We start from the raw sequence: 18372 nt of genomic DNA, 5'->3' as shown, positions 1-18372 counted from the left end.
CCGCATAAGTGACTGACGCAAACACGCCAGCCATTGCCTGCCGGAATCTCTGGCAGGTCTTTGGCCCTGGTGCTGAAAAAGCCCTGACCGACGCGCTGTCTCGGTCAGGGAACGACTCTGAAAAAGCCGCCGCCGATCTGCGCGAAAACGGGTTAATTCCGGCCGTTCAGGACGCGAATTTCGAAGTCCAGGAGGGCGAGCTTTTCGTCATCATGGGGCTTTCGGGGTCGGGCAAGTCCACGTTGATCCGGTGTATCTCGCAGTTGCTGCCCGGAACGGGCGGAGAAATCCATGTGGACGGCGAAAATGTCATTGGCGCATCAAAGAAGACGCTGACCGAGTTGCGCCGCAAGAAGCTGGGCATGGTGTTCCAGCATTTTGGTCTGTTCCCGCACATGACTGTTGCCGAAAATGTGGCCTACCCGCTGCGTGTTCAGGGCGTTGGCAAAAAGGAACGTCTGGCCCGCGCGCAGGAAGTAATATCGCTGGTCGGATTGGAAGGCCGCGAAGACAGTTTCCCACGCCAGCTTTCGGGCGGTCAGCGCCAGCGTGTTGGCATCGCACGGTCATTGGCCGTGAATCCCGATATCTGGTTTCTGGACGAGCCGTTTTCGGCCCTCGACCCCCTTATCCGCCGCCAGTTGCAGGATGAGTTCCTGCGCATTCAGGCGACGCTAAAGAAATCCATCGTCTTCATCACGCACGACATTCAAGAGGCGCTGAAGCTGGCCGACCGGATAGCGATCATGCGCGATGGCAAGATCGTTCAGATCGGAACACCCACGGATATCGTGCTGCGTCCGGTCGACGATTACGTGCGCGAATTCTCGAAAGATGTGGCCAAGGGCCAGCACGCCAAGGTCGCCTCGGTCATGCGCGGAGGCGAAAGTGAGTGTGGGCCGGATGATCCGGGCCTGACCACGGCGATGACGCTGGACGCCGCCCTTGCACATTGCATGGAACTCTACGAACCGGTGCCTGTGCGTGACGAGGCAGGCAACATCGTCGGCAGTGTCCACCCGTCGGATCTGGCTGCCGCGCTTCAGGTGGATGACACATGACCGCGGCTACGGATATTCCTGCGCAGCAGGCGCGGCTGACTGCAGGCGCGCAGGCGGCCCTGATCACCGTGATCGTCGGTGCCGTGTGTCTTGCACTGGAAGGCGTCGCCCCGTGGCTGGTGAAATGGCCCACCGCGTGGGAACTGCCTGCGACCCAATGGGTGGGCGCGCTCCTGGACTGGTTCCTGAACGGTATCAAACCCGCCATGCGGTTGTTTTCCGATCTGATGACCTATCCGATGAATGCGGCCAACTATGTGCTTGCCAATACCCCGTGGCCGATCCTCATTGGTCTTGTCACGGCATTGGGCTGGTATCTCGGCGGCTTGCCGATGGCGGCGTTGGGGTTCTTCGGCCTCACCTTCGTGCTGGCCTCAGGCTACTGGGCCGAGAGCATGAACACCCTGGCGCTGGTCGCTGTCTCGGTGCCGGTCGCGCTGATCGTTGGCGGAGCGATCGGTATCCTCGCGAATGAGGTGCCAAAGGTGAAATCCTTTGTGCAGGCGGTGCTGGACGTGATGCAGACTGTGCCGACTTTTGCCTATCTGACGCCGCTGCTGCTGCTCTTTGGTTTCGGCCCCGTTGTTGGTCTAATCGCCTCGGCAATCTACGCCGCGCCGCCGATGGCGCGAAACGTGATGCTGGGCCTCGAAAGGGTCGAGCCCGAGATCAAAGAGGCTGCCATCATGTCCGGCGGCACCCGGTTTCAGCAACTGTTTCAGGTGGAAATCCCCGCCGCCGCGACGCAGATCATGGTTGGTGTGAACCAATGTCTGATGGCGGCGCTGTCGATGGTGATCATCGCCGCAGTCATCGGCGGGTTCAACGATATCGGCTGGGAGGTTCTGCTGACCATGCGCAAGGCGCAATTCGGTGAATCCCTGCTGGCCGGTCTGGTGATTGTGGTTTTCGCCGTGGTGATCGACCGGATGAGCGGCACTCTGGCGACCGAGCGCAAACGTTATGACCAACGCGTCGTTTGGGCTGTCCTGGGCTTTACCGTGCTGTTCACGGCCGCCTTTTGGGCATGGCTTCCGAATCCGTCCGAACTGACGCTTCTGGACCCCATGGCCGAAGCGGTCGACAGTGGTCTGACGGCGTTCACGCAGGCGAACGGACCGTGGCTGGATGCGCTCAAGAACAACTCGCTGTTCTATGTTCTGTTGCCGTTGCGGATCGGTCTTGATCAGGCGGTTCTGCCGTTTACCTGGGGGTTCCAGTGGACGCCCGGGATGAGTTACGGCCTGTTCGCCGCCGGTGCTGGTATCACCCTGCTGATGGCGTGGCGCGGGCACCTGACCGGTGGGCTGGTCGTCCTGATCCTGATTGGCATGCTGGAAACCGGCATTGCCAACCTGCCGTGGCCGTTTGTCCTGACCGGAACCGCCGCCCTAGGCTGGGTTGCGGGCGGCTGGCGTCTGGCGGCGCTATCGGTGGGGCTGCTCTGCACCATTCTCGTCTCGGGCTTGTGGGAAAGGGCGCTGCTGTCGCTTTACCTCAGCGGTGCTGCGGTGTTTTCCTGCGCCGTGGTTGGCGGGCTGATCGGTCTGGCCAGCGCGGTATGGGAGCCGGTGTGGAAAATTGTCCGCCCGATCTGTGACATGCTGCAGACGATTCCGCTGTTCGTGTTCCTGATCCCGGTGCTGATGGTGTTTCAGATTGGCGAGTTCTCTGCCTTTCTGGCGATCTGCGCCTATGCCATCGTCCCGATGATCCGTTACACGCGGCACGGACTAGTCAATACACCGGAAGAGATGATGGAGGCCGCCATTTCAAGCGGCGCGACCGAGTGGCAGATCATGCGTGACGTGCGTGCGCCTTACGCGGCGCCGACCATCCTGCTGGGGTTGAACCAAACCATCCTTTATGCCTTTGCCATGCTGGTGATTGCGGCGCTGATCGGGACGACCGGCCTGGGCCAGTCGATCTATCTGGCGCTTGGGCAGGCCGATGTGGGGCTTGGTATCTCGGCTGGTGCCGCGATGGCCATCCTGGCGCTGATTGCCGACCGCATGGTGCAGGGCTTTGCCGAAGAACGGCGCAAGGCACTGGGCTTGTGAACAAGGGCAGGGGCAGCGTATCTGCCCCTCCGCCCGACTTGATTTCGGACAAGGACCACCCCCGCGCCGCAGCCTAAAACCGGGCGCAATATGTTCGGAGTTTATCATGACCGGTTGGGCCCTCTTCCTTGCAGCGCTGATCACCTTCCTTCTGACCCACGTTGTCCCGGCACGTCCCGCCGTGCGTGGCAGGCTGATCGAAACGATGGGGCGCAGGCGGTATTTCGCGACCTATTCCGCCTTGTCCCTGCTGGTGCTGGGCTGGCTTGTCGTCGCGGCCGCGCGGGCACCGTATGTTGAAGTCATACCGCCTTTTGCGCTCTTTCGCTGGATACCTTTGCTGATCATGCCAATTGCCTGCTGGCTGGCCATAGTGGGGCTGTCGATCCAGAACCCGTTTTCGTTCGGAGGGCTGGGACACCGCGCCTTTGACCCCGAGAACCCGGGCATCCTGCGCACAACGCGCCATCCGGTTTTGGCAGCGTTGATGTTGTGGGCCGGCGCGCACCTACTGGCCAATGGCAGCCTGTCCCATGTCATCCTTTTCGGGCTATTCGCGGGTTTCGCCGCGATGGGTATGGCGCTGATCGACCGCCGCAAGGCGCGGACGATGGGTATCGAATGGACGCGTCTGTCGCGCAATACCGCGCGCTTCTCGCTACGCGCACCGCGCCCATGGCCGGGCAAATGGTCCGGTCTTGTCGCGCTTGCCGTATTTGCGGTTCTGCTTCACCTGCACACACCTGTGATTGGCCTTTCCCCTCTGCCTTGACGCGAGGTGTGGCCGAGCAAAGACATGCGTGCTATCTGGAATGTCATGTATTTGTACGAAGAGGGTCTCTGAATGTACCTGGCCTATGTCACCACCACCGATCGCGGCGCAACCGACCGCCTGCTGAGCGCTGTGGCCGAGCATCTTCTGAACGCTGACGCGCGACTGGCTGGTGTGGTTCAGACCAACACCGAATGTGTGGACAGCAGCAAATGCGATATGGACGTCCGGGTGTTGCCCGAGGGTGAGACCATTCGGATTTCCCAGTCTCTGGGCACCCAGTCGCGCGGTTGCCGTCTTGACCCGGCCGCGCTGGAGCAGGCCGTTGGATATGTAACTGCTTCTCTGGACGACAATCCGCAGCTTCTGATTATCAATAAGTTCGGCAAACACGAGGCGGACGGCCGCGGCTTCCGCCCTGTCATCGCTGAAGCCCTGGCGCGGGATATTCCCGTTCTGGTCGGTGTCAACGGCCTGAACAACGAGAAATTTCAGGAGTTCACAGGAGGCGCCGCAGAGGAAATCACACCTGACCTGCGAGAGATCGTCAGCTGGTTCAATCAGGTAACGGCCCAACGCGCGACAGCGGCCTGAGCCAGCCATTCTTGCTGCAACGGCATTGAACCCTCGTGACAACGTTCTCAGTCAGGATTATCGATTGTTCGCAGGAAGATATGGAGGCGAGTACCGGAATCGAACCGGTGTACACGGATTTGCAATCCGGAAAATTTCGTTGATTTAAAAGGGAAAAATTGTAAACGGACTTGTTTCGTTCAGGGTCACTTTTCAATAGGTTACGAGGCCCAAGTAAACGGTTTTTCACAGGCTCTTGCTCTGGCGAAAGGGCAAAGAAAAACCGCTGAGGGGGCGGCCACCCACCTCAACGGCATAGAAGAATATTTCCGTCCCAATACCTACGGCATTTCCGGTTTGACCTCAACCCAATTGGCGGTGAGATCATGAGCTGGCGCATCGCAAACGAATGCGCCGAGCGCCGCTTTGGCAGCGCCGCGCGCAAGCAGATCATCATGTTCCTGGCCGATAAGGCGAGCGACGACGGTTCAGGCATCTGGTGCTCGAAAGGGACTATCCAGCGCCATACTGAGCTCAGCGAGAGCACTGTGAAGCGCACCATCATCGATTTCCTGCGCGAAGGCATTTTGATCGAGACAGGGCGGCGGCATTGCAAGAACGGCTACACTGTCATTTACCGCATCGTTCTGGAGCGCGTGGCCGCGCTCGAACCCACGGCCGAGCCCGATATTGAGACGGGGGTCACTGTGAACCCCGTCCAGCCTGAACCCGGTACGGGGTCCACGGTGAACGGGGTACGGGGTTCACGGTGGACCCCAAACCATCCTAAAACCATCCATAAACCACCTACGCGCAGGCGCGAGGCGGCGGAGGAGGTTGAAGATCTTGAAACTGAGAAGATCTTGGCGGCCTATCCCGAGGACAGGATCCGAGACCGGCGGACCAGTCTGCGTTTGATCGCAGCGGCTGCGATGGCCGGAGTGACACCCGATGACCTTCTGCAGGCGGTCAAAGCCTATGCCAAGGAAAGCGAAGGCTATACGCGCAGCAAGGTTTGCTTCTCGGACAATTGGTTCAAGATGCGCCGATGGGAGAAGGGGCTTGCCCAAATCCAGGTCGACCGCGAGAAGGCGCGAGAGGCCGAAGCCAAAGGTCGTGCGAGCCTCGCCGAATGGATCCAAGAGCGCCATCCCCTGTGCCGCCATATCACCAACCGGCAGATCGAGGACTTGATCGCGTCGAAGCTGGTGACACCCGAACAGGTTCGCGCTGCGGGGTTGCAGGCATGACTTTCGAAGGAAGGCAACGCAATCGTTTCGTTCGAGCAGACGCGTTGTATGTGTGCGGTGAGGCAACCAGGCCATGTTTCGTAATGGCAACCTTAATGCTCCCAATGTTATGATGAGATAACATAAGCCGTGGTGCGAGCAGGGGCGTTGGATCGTCAGGTTGAGTGGCGAAAATTGACATTAATGTTTTCTCAGGGTAACATATGGCCTCTTAGTGTCGCTTGGAGATATCATTATGGCTGTTCCGATCAAAATGCCCAGAGCGGCACGTAAAGAGCTCGTGACACTTGGGGAAAACATTCGTGTTGCGCGACTGCGCCGCAAACTGACCGCTGAGATTGTTGCGCAGCGCGCTGGCACAACGCGGCAGACCATTGCCAAGATCGAAAGCGGGAACCCTGCAGTCAAGATCGGCACTTACGTGGCAGTACTGCAGGCGCTCGGCCTTTTGAAGGGTTGGGGGGATATCGACGATCCGGTTGGCGAGCAGATGGCCCTGGATGACCTCCCGCAGCGCGCGAGACTGAAAAATGGTTGAGGTCTGGATCGACTGGAAAGGGTTGAAACAGGTCGGCATGCTCCACCGCACAGCGGGGCGCGGCCGAGAGCGGGTGTCCTTTACCTATCATGACGACTGGCTTGCCGATAAAAATGCCTTCGGGCTTTCGCCGGACATGCCTCTCGTTGCAGGGCAATTCGTGCCTGAGGCTGGGCAGGACATGCTTGCACCGCTTGGGGATTCCGCCCCTGATACTTGGGGCAGAACAGTCATGCGGCGCTTTGAGGGGCGCCTGGCAGAGGCCGAGGGGCGACGTCCGAGGACGCTGCAAGAAACCGACTACCTGCTTGGCGTAAATGACGAGACCCGTTTGGGTGCGCTGCGCTTCAAGGTTGATGGCGACTTTCAAGCGCGCGAAGGCATCGGCGTGCCTGCGCTCGTGAGCCTCGGGGATTTGCTTCATGCGTCTCAGCGCGTTTTGCGCGGGGAGGAGACCGCTGAGGACCTCAAAATGCTGTTTGCTCCGGGAAGTTCCCTCGGGGGTGCTCGCCCGAAGGCCAGCATACTCGACCAACACGGCCGTCTTTCTGTCGCCAAGTTCCCGAAAGAGACGGACACTCATTGCGTGGAACGCTGGGAAGCCATTGCACTGGAGCTTGCAAGGCGCGCCGGAATCACGGTCTCGGATCACACGCTTGAAATGGCTGGCGATAAGCCGGTTTTCTTGTCCCATCGGTTTGACCGGAACGACGACGGCAGGATCCCATTCATCTCCGCCATGGCGATGCTGGGCGGCAAGGATGGCGAAAACTACAGCTATTTGGACTTGGCCGATATTATCACCTCAGAAAGCGTGACGCCTGACCAAGACCGCGAAGAGCTATACCGGCGGGTCGCCTTCTCCATTCTCGTGACGAACCTTGATGACCATATGCGCAATCACGGATTTCTGCGTGGGCGTGGCGGATGGCACCTCTCACCGGCCTACGACATCAACCCTGTGCCGAACCAACCACGCGTGCTCAAGAGCTACGTTGATGACGACAACCCGGATGCCAGTATCGCCCTGCACCGCGCGCAACATGAATCCTATCTTCTGGAGCGCGCCGAGGCCGATCGCATCATCGCAGAGGTGGCCGAAGCGACCATTTCTTGGCGTGACGTCGCCCGTGCACTGGGGGCTCCGGAGAGGGAAATCAAAGAGATGACGACAGCCTTCGAGCACGAGGAAGCGGATCTGGCGCGAGCGTAAACTGGGGCAGCTGTCGCCTCTCGAGGACAAAGCAACACACCAGTGTGAAATTTACGCTGAAGCGCAAATCTAGAAAAATTACGCTGCAGCGTAAGATGTCGAGAATAGTGGCCGCCGCGATCTTTGAAGTTTCTGCGCCCTTTTGGAGCAGGTTGACGAGACCAGTTAAATTCTGAGTGCCAAATCCGTTCCTCAACGCCGTGTTTCCGATTGCTGAACATAAGCGGGCAGCCGTGTCCGACGCGGGGCAAGCCCCGCTTCAACAAGAAAATTCCCCTGCGCCAGCGCATTCCTCGCGAGGCAAGTTTCTCGCTGACAGCCCCTTGGTGCCAGCTTTGGTCATGTTCATCGAAACACTCAAAGTGAGAATCAAAAAATGGCTACTCAAACTCTGAAACTGAACGTCAAATCCGGCGAAAAAGACGGCAAGAAGTTCTGGGACCGCTGCGGCGTCCTCTTCGTCAACACCGATGACAGCGGCAACATCACGTCAATCAACGTCAAACACAGCATGTTCCCCGACGTCGAAATGGTCGCCTTCCCGCGCCGCGATGAAGATCCGGTCACTGAGTGACCTTAGCGCCAGGGCGGGTTTCCCGCCCTGGCTTTTTGCAAGGGCGTTAACGCTTAGCTGCATTTCAGATTTCTCTCAAAATTTTCGATGTATAACGGAAAAAGCTAAGGCGATTGAGTGTGGAAACATCTACACCAATCCAGGCGTGTGTTGTGATCTGAATCTATGAGCCGGGCTTTGGCTCGATCGCAATAGGCGCTCTACAGGTTTCGTTTTTGGGGCCAATTCACAACAGTGCTTCTGGTGAGCCAAGACCCACACAATAGATTAGGGGGTGGTCGAGGCGAAGCGCCGTGCTCGTTGGCGCAAACCTATGCGCTAATTTCTGAGATTCGTGCGTGATAGAAGTCTTGAAGTGCACAAATCCGATCCTGGTCGAGCACCTGACCACTAACAATCTCTTGGAGCTGTTCCGCTACCGTTGCCTTAGTCATCCATGGCGTGGATGGCTCGTTGGTCAACCAGCGATCTCGGATCGCAGCGCTTGCCGCTGCTCGGTAGTTCATGGACGCAAACTCTGGGGCGTTGGAGAAAATAAGCCGCATACCCAGTTGCTTCAGGCGGATGTCGCTCAGGTTAGCGACAAGACTAGAGCGGTCACGCCAGTCGGCTGAAGCGAAATCCTCAAGGACCCGCTTGTCATCGGCGCTGTAGAAGCCGTCGTAGATCAACTGTTCGACGTGTTGGGAAGGCTCTTTATCCGCATAGCGATCGGCCAAAGCCAGCCCCACTCGTTTCTGAAATTCAGGGTGCGCAGAAACTAGCTGGGCAAGCGAACTATGCGCAGCGCTCGGGTTGGCCACGGGAAAGACGTTCGGGACTTTGTTTATCGCAATCGTCCGTATCAGCTTGGGTGATGCAGCGACCGCTTTTGCAAGATCTCGATCATTGGCATCGATGATGGACGCATCGCAGAGGTCCAGGTCGAGGAACGCCATTGAGTTCTTGTTCTGCGGGTTTGCGCCGGCGTAAGCCCCGAAATAGGATCGTGGTGGTGCCGCGCCAAATCGTTCGATCAGGCACACGGGGTGCCCGCTTTGCAGCAACCGATCAACGTGGTGTTTGTCGCGGTTCAACAAGCATTGATCCCAAACGGCAGGGGCACGCTTGCGAATGAGTGACGCGATATGGATCGTTGCCTCTACGTCTCCGAGGGCATCGTGGGCGTCATGATTGGCAAAGCCGTTTGCCGGAGCGAGACGATCCAGTTTGAAACTTTCGCGTCCAAGATCATCTATTGGCCATTCGAGGGCGTCTGGCTGGCGATTCCGGACTGCGTAGACCACCTTCATGAGATCTAGGCGGTCATTGTTGTCAAACTGGGTTTGATACAAGTTGGGATGAAGATTTTGATAGAATGACTGCCTGAGGAACTCTTCGTCAAAGGCAAGTGTGTTATATCCGGCCCATGTCGCTGGAGCCCAGCGTTTGATTAGATCACTTATCTGATGTGAAAACTCAAACCAGGATGGCAGGCTAGGGTCCATCAGCTGATCTGGTGAGATCCCCGTAACAGCGAGTGCCCATGGTGCTGGAAGTATGTGAGGCGCGAGCCTGCAGCGAATATCTACGCGCTCAACTTGGTTGAAGTCGTCATCCGTCAGGATCGCCGCAAACTGTAAGGGCTGGTCGAAAGCGGGTGATGTCCCCGTGGTTTCAAGGTCGTAAAATGCAAACATACGTGACTACTACCTGCCTTATTCCGCCAAAGTCCAATTCCTACCGGCCTTAGCGACGAAGCCTAAGGATGCTTAATCTAGCTGGGAATTCTCACGCCAGCCTTGAGGAGGGTCTGAGCAAACTCCCGAAAACTTGGTCCCTCATTGCTGAAATTGAGAGTATTCAAGTCTAAGACTTCCTGATCAAATGCTTTCTGCGCCGCTTGCCGAGGATCAGTCTCTTTCATGTAGCGGGATTTTAGATAGAGAAGTCGGACGTCATTGTCTGCAGAATGGTCGATGATGGAAACGTCGAAGGTGTCGAACTCGACTTTCACTCGGGTCATCAAACGAGGCAAGAAGGACGTCTCAAAATCGGCATAGGTCAGCGCAGTCAGCTTTCGGCTGGTAATGTGAATTCTCAGCAGAGTTGTTTCGGACAGATCACCCGCTAGCCTTTCAGCGAGAGCTACGAACCCTCGAAGCCTGACGGACAGTTCTTGGAGCCGATCAGTGGGAAATTGAAATCTGCCCTGTTCTAAATGACCGATTCCAGCAGCGGCTGCTGTTTCAGCATCTTCTAGGAGAAGGTCCTGGTTGCCGATTGAATAGAGGAGCGCTTGTCCAGATTCCTGCGCTCTTTTGTGGCTGCCAAAGAAAGCACGAATGTCGCGCCTTAGTTCAGGAGGAAATGAGCCATACGATTTTCTTTGGGAGAATGCATGCATTGCGAAGTGAAGGCTTAGATCTTCAGTTCTTGTGGCGACGATTCCTTCAAGTTCCTCGTGACCTATTTCTGCAATTGCCTGACTTGCCGCATACTGAAGGCCTTGCTTTGATCGCGAAAGCTTTGTCACAAGGCTTTTGGGAAGTTCTGAGATGTCGGGCTGACGGCCAAAGGCCCTGATCTCAGCAGCAAGGTCTCGGATGGTTGTTTTGTTGAGCTTGTCGTTAAGTTTTTTTGGGGTGCCTGTTCTCGATGCACGTGGTTTTGGAACGGAGCGATACTCACGGCCTTTGAAGCCTATTTGACGCCTTAGTAGGTATCTCTGCTCTTCCAACTCGTCCCGAAAGACCAAAAATATACCTTGGCCTATGGCCAAGGGTTCGACATTCAAAATGCTTACTATGAAGTCTTTGAGTTCTGCTTGGGTATAGTACTTTTGGAATGTCTGTCGGGACGTCAAGTATCCGTCGCGGTAGGGCCGCACGCCACTCAGGTCAGCCTTGCCGTACAACATGACGGATACGGCCAAGCAGAGCTCCGTTAGGCTGAAGGCGCGCCTAAGTGCCTCTGCCCGCTCTTCAGGATCTTCGATTACGTTGAGGACAAATCCAAGATTGGTGATTTGGCTCTTTTTTAGAGTACTGGGATCTGGTCGATAGTGGGGATCCCAACCTTCGACGGTGTAGCCATCAGACTGTAGGGCTCGTACGTCATCACCTTGACCGCATCCATAGTCCAAAACGGTTCTATCGCGACGGATCAGACCACTTGTAAACAGCAGGTACATTGGCGCTGAGAGCGCAGCTCGCGTAATCGCCGTTTTGTGGCGCTCAACAGTGTTTTTCTCCGGGCCATTCATGTCATCGGCTGGTTTCTTGGCGGACTCTTCTGAGATCAAATCGCTCTGCACGATGTGTGGACCTTCGACGGTCAATCCGGCTTCAGCCAATGTCTTCATCCAAATCCGCCGCGTTCCCTTGTTTGCCATGTTCTTAAAGAGCCCCTTGCTCTCTAAGGACTGCGTCAACTTTGCAAAGTCATCTCTTAGCGGATGATCCGGGGCTAGGAGTAGCTCCTTTCTGTGGAGAATGGGTGGGTTTGCGTCAGAATATTTTCTCAGTTTTGCGCCTTCTTCCGAGAGGTTGACGAGTAGGCTTGCCCGCAGCTCTGGAAAAGCCACGGCGCTGAAATCTTGATAGTCCAAAAACGAGAAGGTCTGGTCGTTTTGCCCCGAGATCTTCAACACTGACCATTGGAAATCTTCCGGAACCCTTTGCAGTGCAAGGCTCAGCTTATCCTTGGCGCTCGTCTGAAGGTGATCGACCGCGCTACGATGCACGTAGATCGCCTGGCCTACCTTTTTTCCAACCGCATTTTTGAGAGATTTATTGTCTTGCAAGCTTCACCCCTCGGGTTGGATCTTTCTAAAGGCTCTTTTGAAACATCCTACCTGACCGAGGGGCGATCGATCTAGAGTACTGCTATGATGGCTTCTGCGGCTTCTAGAACTTCATCCGATGTATTGGTGTGCCCAAAACTAAAGCGTATGGAGGCTTGCGCTTCATCCGATGTGAGCCCGATTGCACGGAGGACGTAACTTGGTTCCGAAATTCCCGAAGAGCAGGCCGAACCTGTAGAAGCTGATACGATGGGTTGTAGTCGTTGGAGCATTTCTCCCGCATCGCGTCCTTCGAACCTTAGATTCGCATTGCCAGGATGACGGGAGCAAAGCTTATCTCCATTCAATCCAATATGGTCGCGGTTCGATTGCAGTTTGTCCACGAAGAGATCTCGTAGACCTGCGATCCGCGCTCTCAATGCAGATCCGGCTTCAGAGGAATGGAACTCCGCTGCTGAGCCAAGACCAACACACAAGGGAAGGGGCAGTGTGCCGGACCGAAGCCCACCCTCTTGCCCACCTCCGTGAAACAGAGGTTCAATCCGGTCCTTCAGCTCTCGGCTCACATAGAGCGCCCCAACACCCATTGGCCCACCAAATTTATGCCCCGACAGACTAACCATGTCAGCCATATCTGCGTATTCTTGGAGGTTGACTGCGCTTGGTGCCTGCGCGAAGTCGGAGTGGAGGATCGCGCCCGTATCACGGCAAAGTGCTGATATTGAAGCAAGATCTTGGATGGTCCCGATCTCATTGTTGACCAATGCCACGCTTACCAAAAGAACATCCTCGCTTAGCATGTCTCGCAGTTTGTCGAGGTCGACGTGGCCTTTCCCGTTGACCGGAATCTCTCGAACCGCACATCCTTTTGTCTGAGCTACATAGGCGGCACTTTCCAATACGCACTTATGCTCCGTCGCTGAAACAAGGATTGTCGTTCGCTGACTTTGCCGTTGCTCCGGAGTGCTCAGACCCTTGATGGCAAGATTGTTCGCCTCTGTAGCGCCGGATGTAAAAATGATCTCATCCGGATCAACTCCAAGGAGGTTGGCCACTTTGGCCCTCGAAGTCTCGGTAGCCTTATTCGCGGACCACCCTACGGAATGTTCGGAGGAGTGCGGATTGCCATGGAACTCAGTCCAAAACGGCTGCATTGCGGCCCGAACTGTTGGCAGCATCGGAGTGCTTGCTTGATGATCAAGGTATATGGTCAAAGGGTTTTCCTGCCAAATCGAAGGTTATCTGTAGACCAAGCTTGATCCTGGGGTCAAGCACCAGGTCGTCGTTGACCATCCCCTCGGAAGATCGCTATAACAACCACTAAGCGGGGTAGCAGATTTATGAAAAAGCAAACAACATTTACACAGGATTACAAGCCGCAGTTCTCCGGCCACGAGACCTTTCCGTTGCGCTACGGATGGTTGGAAAAAGCTTTCGAAGCTGTTGATGCTAGTGGCCTGAATAACAACAGGATTTTTTCAGAGAGTGAGGCGATTGCGCATTTTGGCGTGGGCAAGAACATGGTGGCGGCAATTCGATTTTGGGCACAGGTCGCAGGTATTCTCACAACGGATGGCAAGGATGTAAGAACGACCGAATTTGGTCAGCAGTTACTTGGCCCCAATGGGTGCGATCCATACCTTGAAAGCGCTTCGTCTCTTTGGAAAATCCACTGGGATATTGCCTCCAATCCTAGGCATACAGCCACCTATTGGTTGTTCAATATTTACAATGAACCCAACTTTGACCGCGATACTGTTCTACGAAGACTGATGGAATTTATTGGTCAGCGTGGTTGGAAATTGCCAACAGAGAAGACGTTGTCAAACGACATAAGCGTCTTATTGGCTAACTACGTGCCTAGCGTCCCGAAGCGGGGCCCTAGCGAAGAGGCATTCAATTCGCCGCTGACCGAGCTGGGATTAATACGGCGGCGCTCAAATGGAAAATTCAGTATGAACTTAGGGCGAAAGCCAGGCCTGTCTAACGGCGTATTCCTCTATGCGGTGTGCGATTTTTGGGAGCGAACATCTTCCGCAAACACGCTTAGCGTTCAGTCGATGTTACTAGAGCCCGGGTCTCCTGGAAGGGTTTTCGTTCTTGAGGAGGGTGAGCTGATTGATCGGTTGGCAGATGTCGCTGATGTGACCGACGGTTTGATTTCTTGGTCTGAGACAGCTGGATTGAAACAACTTCTTAGGCAAGCGGAGTTTCCCCAAGGTTTTGCAGAAAACCTGTGGTCCTCCGACATTTTTGCGTTGAGAGGCTCATATGCCGCTTAACGAAATTGTCTCGGTGAATGGGCGCTTTCTGCGATCTGTTCGAATTGATCAAGATGACCGTAATGAAGCCCTAGAAGGGTTTGTCTTTTCATCATCAGTAAGGGAGACTCTTAGTAATTTCTCACACCAACAATTTGAGAGCGGGCAAGGTGCCTTCACTTGGACTGGTCCGTACGGAAGCGGGAAGTCGAGCCTCGCACTCGCCCTCTCCGCGTTGTTGAGTGGTAGTAAGCAGGAACGCGCAACGGCTGCGAGCAAGACTGATCCGGAGTTTGCAAAGGAACTATGGAAGTTACTCCCTCCGAAGAGAGATGGGTGGAAGTGTGTGTCGGTCGTTGGGCGCAGCATGGAACCCTTCCAGCTGATCGGTGATGGTATCAAGGATGCACGACTTGCGGCCCGCCAAAGGAAGTTTGATACGCCTGAAAAAGTCATTGAGTACTTGCAGTATTTGGCCGCTGACGACAGTGAACATTCTGGAGGATTAGTCCTCTTTTTGGATGAAATGGGGAAGCTACTTGAGCACGCGGCATCCTCAACAGGAGATGCATATTTCTTCCAACTTCTTGGTGAAGCGGCGTCGAGAAGCGGTGGCCGCCTTATCGTTGTGGGTATCCTTCATCAATCTTTCCAAGAATATGCGAGCCGCTTGGCGCGCGACATCAAAGATGAGTGGGGAAAGATCCAGGGTCGCTTCGTCGACATTCCCGTAAATGTATCTGGCGATGAGCAAATTGAATTGGTGAGCAAGGCGATTATCGCTTCAGAGCAGCCGGACAGCGCTAGACGGAACGCAGAGGCGGCCGCGGAACTACTTGCCGACGTTCGACGTGGCGCGTCCGTAGTTTCGAAAGAGTTGCTTACTAGCGCTTGGCCACTCAACCCGCTTGTTACACTGGTGCTAGGGCCTGCATCGCGTCGGAGTTATGGGCAAAACCAGCGTAGCATCTTCAGTTTCCTGGGCTCTTCCGAGCTGTTCGGCTTTCAGGACTACCTTGAGAAGGCGAGCAAAGAAAATCCGAAAGACTACGGATTGGCTGATTTTTGGGATTATCTAGATTTCAATCTGCAAGCTGCAATCGCCGTGTCTTTGGACAGCCATCACTTTGCAAATGCTAGGGATGCAATTGCGCGGTGGGAGGCGAAAGATGGCGGTGAGATCGGTGTGCAGCTGCTAAAGTCGCTAGCCATTTTGGAACTGACGCAAAAGCAGACCGGAGTAGGTGCGACGCTGGGCGCACTTTGCCTGGCAATAAATCAAACAAGTGCTGCGGTAGAGGGGCTCTTGTCAGAACTTGAGGCGGCGTCGATTGTTGTTTTTCGAAAGTTCAGGGGCACTTACTCTCTCTTTGACGGGAGCGACTTTGACATTGAAGTGGCGTTGGATGAGGCATTGAGAGAAAGATCAGACTTCGATCTCAGCTCAATCTCAAACGCATTATCTTCACCCAATATCGTCGCGAAGCGGCACTACCGTGAAACTGGTGCTCTGCGCTGGTGCGAACTCAAGGTACTGCTCGAAAGCCAAGTCGAGAACTATGTTGCTAGCTTTACACCTACAAATGGATGCTTTGGCGCATTCATCATTGCGCTTGACGATGCGACTCCAAGCATTGTTGAGGATTTTGGTGAGTATGGGTGGGGGGCCGACTTTGCGGTTGTGAGGTCTGAAAAATCGAAGAACCTTGTGGCGCTCGCACGAGAGCACTCCGCTTTGAAGGATATCTTGGCATCGAACCCCGAGATTCATCGAGACAAAATCGCGCGCAGAGAGCTTACCGATCGTATCGAGGCGATTGGGGGTAGGATTGAGCATGAAGTCTGGCAATTGATCGCAAGCGCAGAATGGGAAACTGGAATTGATGATCTCCAGATTTCCGCGCGCCGGAACCTCACAGTTTTGGCCTCAGAAATGGCAGACCGTCGGTTTTCGCAGTCGCCCAAACTAAACAACGAACTGCTGAACCGCACCAAGCCCTCGGCATCGGCCAATTCAGCGCTCAAGCTGTTACTGCATGCTGCCGTCCTTAAAGAAGGTATTCCGGGGCTTGGGTTTGAGAAGTTCCCAGCGGAAAAGGCTCTTTTCGTATCGCTCGTTGAGGCCAACAAGCTATACGTGCAGGAGGGTGACAGTTGGCAGTTTGTACCGCCTTCAGGAGATGACCCCGCAAATCTGTTACCCATTTGGAAAGCAACGAAAGACTTCTTGAAGAAGCGGGGTAACCGCAACGTACAACTTACCGATGTTTATGACCTATGGCGGGCACCTCCCTTTGGGTTGAAGGACGGGTTGATGCCATTCCTTGCTGTGCTGTTTATGCTAGCTGAACGCCGGAACCTGTCACACTATCGGGAAGGTATTTTTCTATCGACTATTTCGGATGTCGACGTGGACTATGTTCTGAGAGCGCCGCAAATGGTCCAGCTGCGCTGGATCGAAATGAACCGAACGACCAAGAGGCTGCTTACTGAGCTGGCAAACGCGGTTGGTGAAGTTGTGGACAAACCAATCTCATCTTTAAGTCCACTAGAAGTTGGACGCGCGCTCATTGCAGCTTACGAAACTTCAGCACCTTGGGTTCAACGAACCGCACGTCTTCCTGAGCACGCAAAAAAAGTCAGAGCGCTCTTCAAGCGCTCTAATGACCCACAAAAGTTCGCATTTGATGACATTCCTGGCCTCTACGGACAGGACATCGACATTCTCACAGATCAAGGAATCTCTGAGATCGCTCAAAACATCAAAGAAGGGCTCATCGAAATCCGCGCAGCTTACCCTGCGATGCTCACAAGAATGCGCGAACACATTCTGAACGAGCTACAAGTTCACGGGCGCACTGCAAAAGCGTACCGAGAGCTGAATGACCGCGCGAAGAATATCCGAGATGTCGCAGGTGACTTGAGGCTTCGATCTTTTATCACCCAGCTTACAAGCTTCGGAGATGATTTACAGTCGATGGAGGCGCTAGCGGGGTTGGGCATCAATAAGCCCCCAAAAGCTTGGATTGATAGCGACATAGACCGGGCAATTGTTCAACTCACATTGCTTGCGCAGCAGTTCAACCAACACGAGTCAGTCGCGCGAGTGGCTGGGCGGAAGGACAAGCGCTCCGCTATGGCGTTGATTGTCAGCGTTGATGATCGGCCCACGCCTGTGATGGAGGAATTCGATGTTTTGGATTCCGATGATGAGGAAGTGAATAACCTCAGCAGAAAGATTGAAGAGGTATTGCAGCAGGCTGCGGAAGGCACCGGTAGAAACGTGATCCTGGCTGCGTTGGCAAGAGTTGGTGCTGCGAGGATCAAACAATCAGGCGCAAGAGAGGAAGTAGATGGCTGACAAGGTAAAACATGTGCTAGGCTTGTCTGGGGGCAAAGATAGTTCTGCCCTCGCGATCTACATGAGCCAGGCTCACCCTGAACTCGATATTGAGTATTTCTTCACTGACACGGGCGAAGAGCTGGATGAGGTTTATGAGTACCTAGCGATGCTCGAGGGGTTCCTCGGAAAGAAGATCCGGTACTTGGATCCAGGGCGAGATTTTAAGTTCTACCTTGCCCAGTACAATCAATTCCTTCCCTCAGCCCAAACGCGTTGGTGTACGAAAGACCTAAAGATTAAGCCCTTTGAGAAGTGGGTGAAATCTGAATTTACCGAGCAGGGGTACACTGTCTATAGTTATGTCGCAATCCGAGCTGATGAAGATTTTCGCCAAGGTTTGAACTCGAAAAACGGAAGTTTGATTACCAAGCTGCCCTTTAAAGATGATGGTATCGACAAGGCCGGCGTTTTCGAGATTCTTGAGAACTCGGGTCTTGGCCTACCAGCATACTACGATTGGCGTTCCAGGAGTGGCTGCACGTTTTGTTTCTTTCAGCAAAAGATTGAGTGGGTTGGCCTAAAGGAGCGTCACCCTGAAGCCTTCGAGAGGGCTAAGCAAATGGAGAAAACCTCTCTCGACCACGGGTCGCCGTTTTCATGGAGTGAAGGGGAGACACTGCTTGAACTGGAAAAACCTGAACGCATCGCTCAAATCCGCGCAGATCATGAAAAGCGTGTCGAAAGAGCTAAGGCGAAGAGGAAGGTTGATCCTCTACGGCCGGAACAAGGCGCAGTTGATCTAGATGAGATTTATGGCCAGCAAAAGGTGTGTTTGGCCTGCCATAAATGATCTGATGTAGGAATTCTTTTAGGATGCAGCGATGAAGGTCTTTGGAAGCGGGCTCGCGGATATCCACCGTCAGATTGTTTCGTATGAATCCAA

14 protein-coding genes are annotated in these 18372 nt (G+C 54.9%); 11 read left to right on the top strand and 3 right to left on the bottom strand.

The genetic code is table 11. The features are described from left to right. Positions 1-8 precede the first annotated feature (8 nt). From ACR0J8_RS01025 to ACR0J8_RS00990, 8 genes are all read left to right on the top strand, one after another. Positions 9-1061, top strand: coding sequence for a betaine/proline/choline family ABC transporter ATP-binding protein (locus tag ACR0J8_RS01025; protein ID WP_170609983.1), 1053 nt, complete (start codon positions 9-11; stop codon positions 1059-1061). Further along, a complete protein-coding gene (locus ACR0J8_RS01020) occupies positions 1058-3121 on the top strand; it encodes an ABC transporter permease (protein ID WP_480525729.1) in 2064 nt (687 codons plus the stop codon). The genes ACR0J8_RS01025 and ACR0J8_RS01020 overlap by 4 nt, the downstream gene beginning before the upstream one ends. Positions 3122-3227: 106 nt before the next feature. Further along, on the top strand, positions 3228-3893 hold the full coding sequence (locus ACR0J8_RS01015; RefSeq protein ID WP_480888722.1) for an NnrU family protein: 666 nt from the start codon (positions 3228-3230) through the stop codon (positions 3891-3893). A gap of 72 nt (positions 3894-3965) precedes the next feature. Further along, the gene (locus ACR0J8_RS01010; protein WP_480525732.1) at positions 3966-4487 is read left to right on the top strand and encodes a DUF2478 domain-containing protein; all 522 of its coding nucleotides are present in this window, start codon (positions 3966-3968) and stop codon (positions 4485-4487) included. Between the two features lie 365 nt (positions 4488-4852). Further along, positions 4853-5716, top strand: a complete 864-nt coding sequence (locus ACR0J8_RS01005) for a hypothetical protein (protein WP_171186125.1) — start codon at positions 4853-4855, stop codon at positions 5714-5716. A gap of 235 nt (positions 5717-5951) precedes the next feature. After that, entirely contained in the window at positions 5952-6254 is a 303-nt protein-coding gene (locus ACR0J8_RS01000) for a helix-turn-helix transcriptional regulator (protein ID WP_171186123.1), read from the top strand. Further along, positions 6247-7467 carry a type II toxin-antitoxin system HipA family toxin gene (locus ACR0J8_RS00995; RefSeq protein ID WP_171186121.1) on the top strand — a complete coding sequence of 407 codons (1221 nt, stop codon included), beginning with the start codon at positions 6247-6249 and terminating at the stop codon, positions 7465-7467. Before ACR0J8_RS01000 ends, ACR0J8_RS00995 begins: the two co-directional genes overlap by 8 nt. A gap of 376 nt (positions 7468-7843) precedes the next feature. Further along, the gene (locus tag ACR0J8_RS00990) at positions 7844-8041 is read left to right on the top strand and encodes a hypothetical protein (protein ID WP_171186119.1); all 198 of its coding nucleotides are present in this window, start codon (positions 7844-7846) and stop codon (positions 8039-8041) included. Positions 8042-8352: 311 nt separating this feature from the next. Here the strand turns inward: ACR0J8_RS00990 and ACR0J8_RS00985 are convergent, their stop codons facing one another. From ACR0J8_RS00985 to ACR0J8_RS00975, 3 genes are all read right to left on the bottom strand, one after another. After that, positions 8353-9720, bottom strand: coding sequence for an exonuclease domain-containing protein (locus tag ACR0J8_RS00985; protein ID WP_171186117.1), 1368 nt, complete (start codon positions 9718-9720; stop codon positions 8353-8355). 77 nt (positions 9721-9797) lie between these two features. Then, positions 9798-11825, bottom strand: coding sequence for a DNA phosphorothioation-associated putative methyltransferase (locus ACR0J8_RS00980; protein WP_171186115.1), 2028 nt, complete (start codon positions 11823-11825; stop codon positions 9798-9800). A gap of 71 nt (positions 11826-11896) precedes the next feature. Beyond that, complete coding sequence (locus tag ACR0J8_RS00975) at positions 11897-13039, bottom strand: cysteine desulfurase family protein (protein WP_171186113.1); 1143 nt, start codon at positions 13037-13039, stop codon at positions 11897-11899. A 126-nt stretch (positions 13040-13165) separates the two neighbouring features. Here ACR0J8_RS00975 and ACR0J8_RS00970 point away from each other — a divergent pair, with 126 nt between their 5' ends. Genes ACR0J8_RS00970 through ACR0J8_RS00960 form a run of 3 tightly spaced genes read left to right on the top strand, consistent with a single transcriptional unit; the run spans position 13166 to position 18279 of the window. Beyond that, on the top strand, positions 13166-14107 hold the full coding sequence (locus ACR0J8_RS00970; protein ID WP_171186112.1) for a DUF4007 family protein: 942 nt from the start codon (positions 13166-13168) through the stop codon (positions 14105-14107). Next, positions 14097-17447 (top strand): ATP-binding protein, encoded by a 3351-nt coding sequence (locus ACR0J8_RS00965; RefSeq protein WP_171186110.1) that lies wholly within the window; start codon positions 14097-14099, stop codon positions 17445-17447. Before ACR0J8_RS00970 ends, ACR0J8_RS00965 begins: the two co-directional genes overlap by 11 nt. After that, the gene (locus ACR0J8_RS00960; protein ID WP_171186108.1) at positions 17440-18279 is read left to right on the top strand and encodes a phosphoadenosine phosphosulfate reductase domain-containing protein; all 840 of its coding nucleotides are present in this window, start codon (positions 17440-17442) and stop codon (positions 18277-18279) included. The genes ACR0J8_RS00965 and ACR0J8_RS00960 overlap by 8 nt, the downstream gene beginning before the upstream one ends. Positions 18280-18372 lie beyond the last annotated feature (93 nt).

The organism is Ruegeria sp. N11 (genome assembly GCF_056531525.1).
The sequence above is the reverse complement of the archived record's forward strand: the minus strand, read 5'-3'. Positions and strand labels throughout refer to the sequence as shown.

Coding starts and splice junctions, on each gene's coding strand:
- ACR0J8_RS01020 (WP_480525729.1), top strand. CDS start 1,058: ATGACCGCGGCTACGGATATTCCTGCGCAGCAGGCGCGGCTGACTGCA.
- ACR0J8_RS01015 (WP_480888722.1), top strand. CDS start 3,228: ATGACCGGTTGGGCCCTCTTCCTTGCAGCGCTGATCACCTTCCTTCTG.
- ACR0J8_RS01010 (WP_480525732.1), top strand. CDS start 3,966: ATGTACCTGGCCTATGTCACCACCACCGATCGCGGCGCAACCGACCGC.
- ACR0J8_RS01005 (WP_171186125.1), top strand. CDS start 4,853: ATGAGCTGGCGCATCGCAAACGAATGCGCCGAGCGCCGCTTTGGCAGC.
- ACR0J8_RS01000 (WP_171186123.1), top strand. CDS start 5,952: ATGGCTGTTCCGATCAAAATGCCCAGAGCGGCACGTAAAGAGCTCGTG.
- ACR0J8_RS00995 (WP_171186121.1), top strand. CDS start 6,247: ATGGTTGAGGTCTGGATCGACTGGAAAGGGTTGAAACAGGTCGGCATG.
- ACR0J8_RS00990 (WP_171186119.1), top strand. CDS start 7,844: ATGGCTACTCAAACTCTGAAACTGAACGTCAAATCCGGCGAAAAAGAC.
- ACR0J8_RS00985 (WP_171186117.1), bottom strand. CDS start 9,720: ATGTTTGCATTTTACGACCTTGAAACCACGGGGACATCACCCGCTTTC.
- ACR0J8_RS00970 (WP_171186112.1), top strand. CDS start 13,166: ATGAAAAAGCAAACAACATTTACACAGGATTACAAGCCGCAGTTCTCC.
- ACR0J8_RS00965 (WP_171186110.1), top strand. CDS start 14,097: ATGCCGCTTAACGAAATTGTCTCGGTGAATGGGCGCTTTCTGCGATCT.
- ACR0J8_RS00960 (WP_171186108.1), top strand. CDS start 17,440: ATGGCTGACAAGGTAAAACATGTGCTAGGCTTGTCTGGGGGCAAAGAT.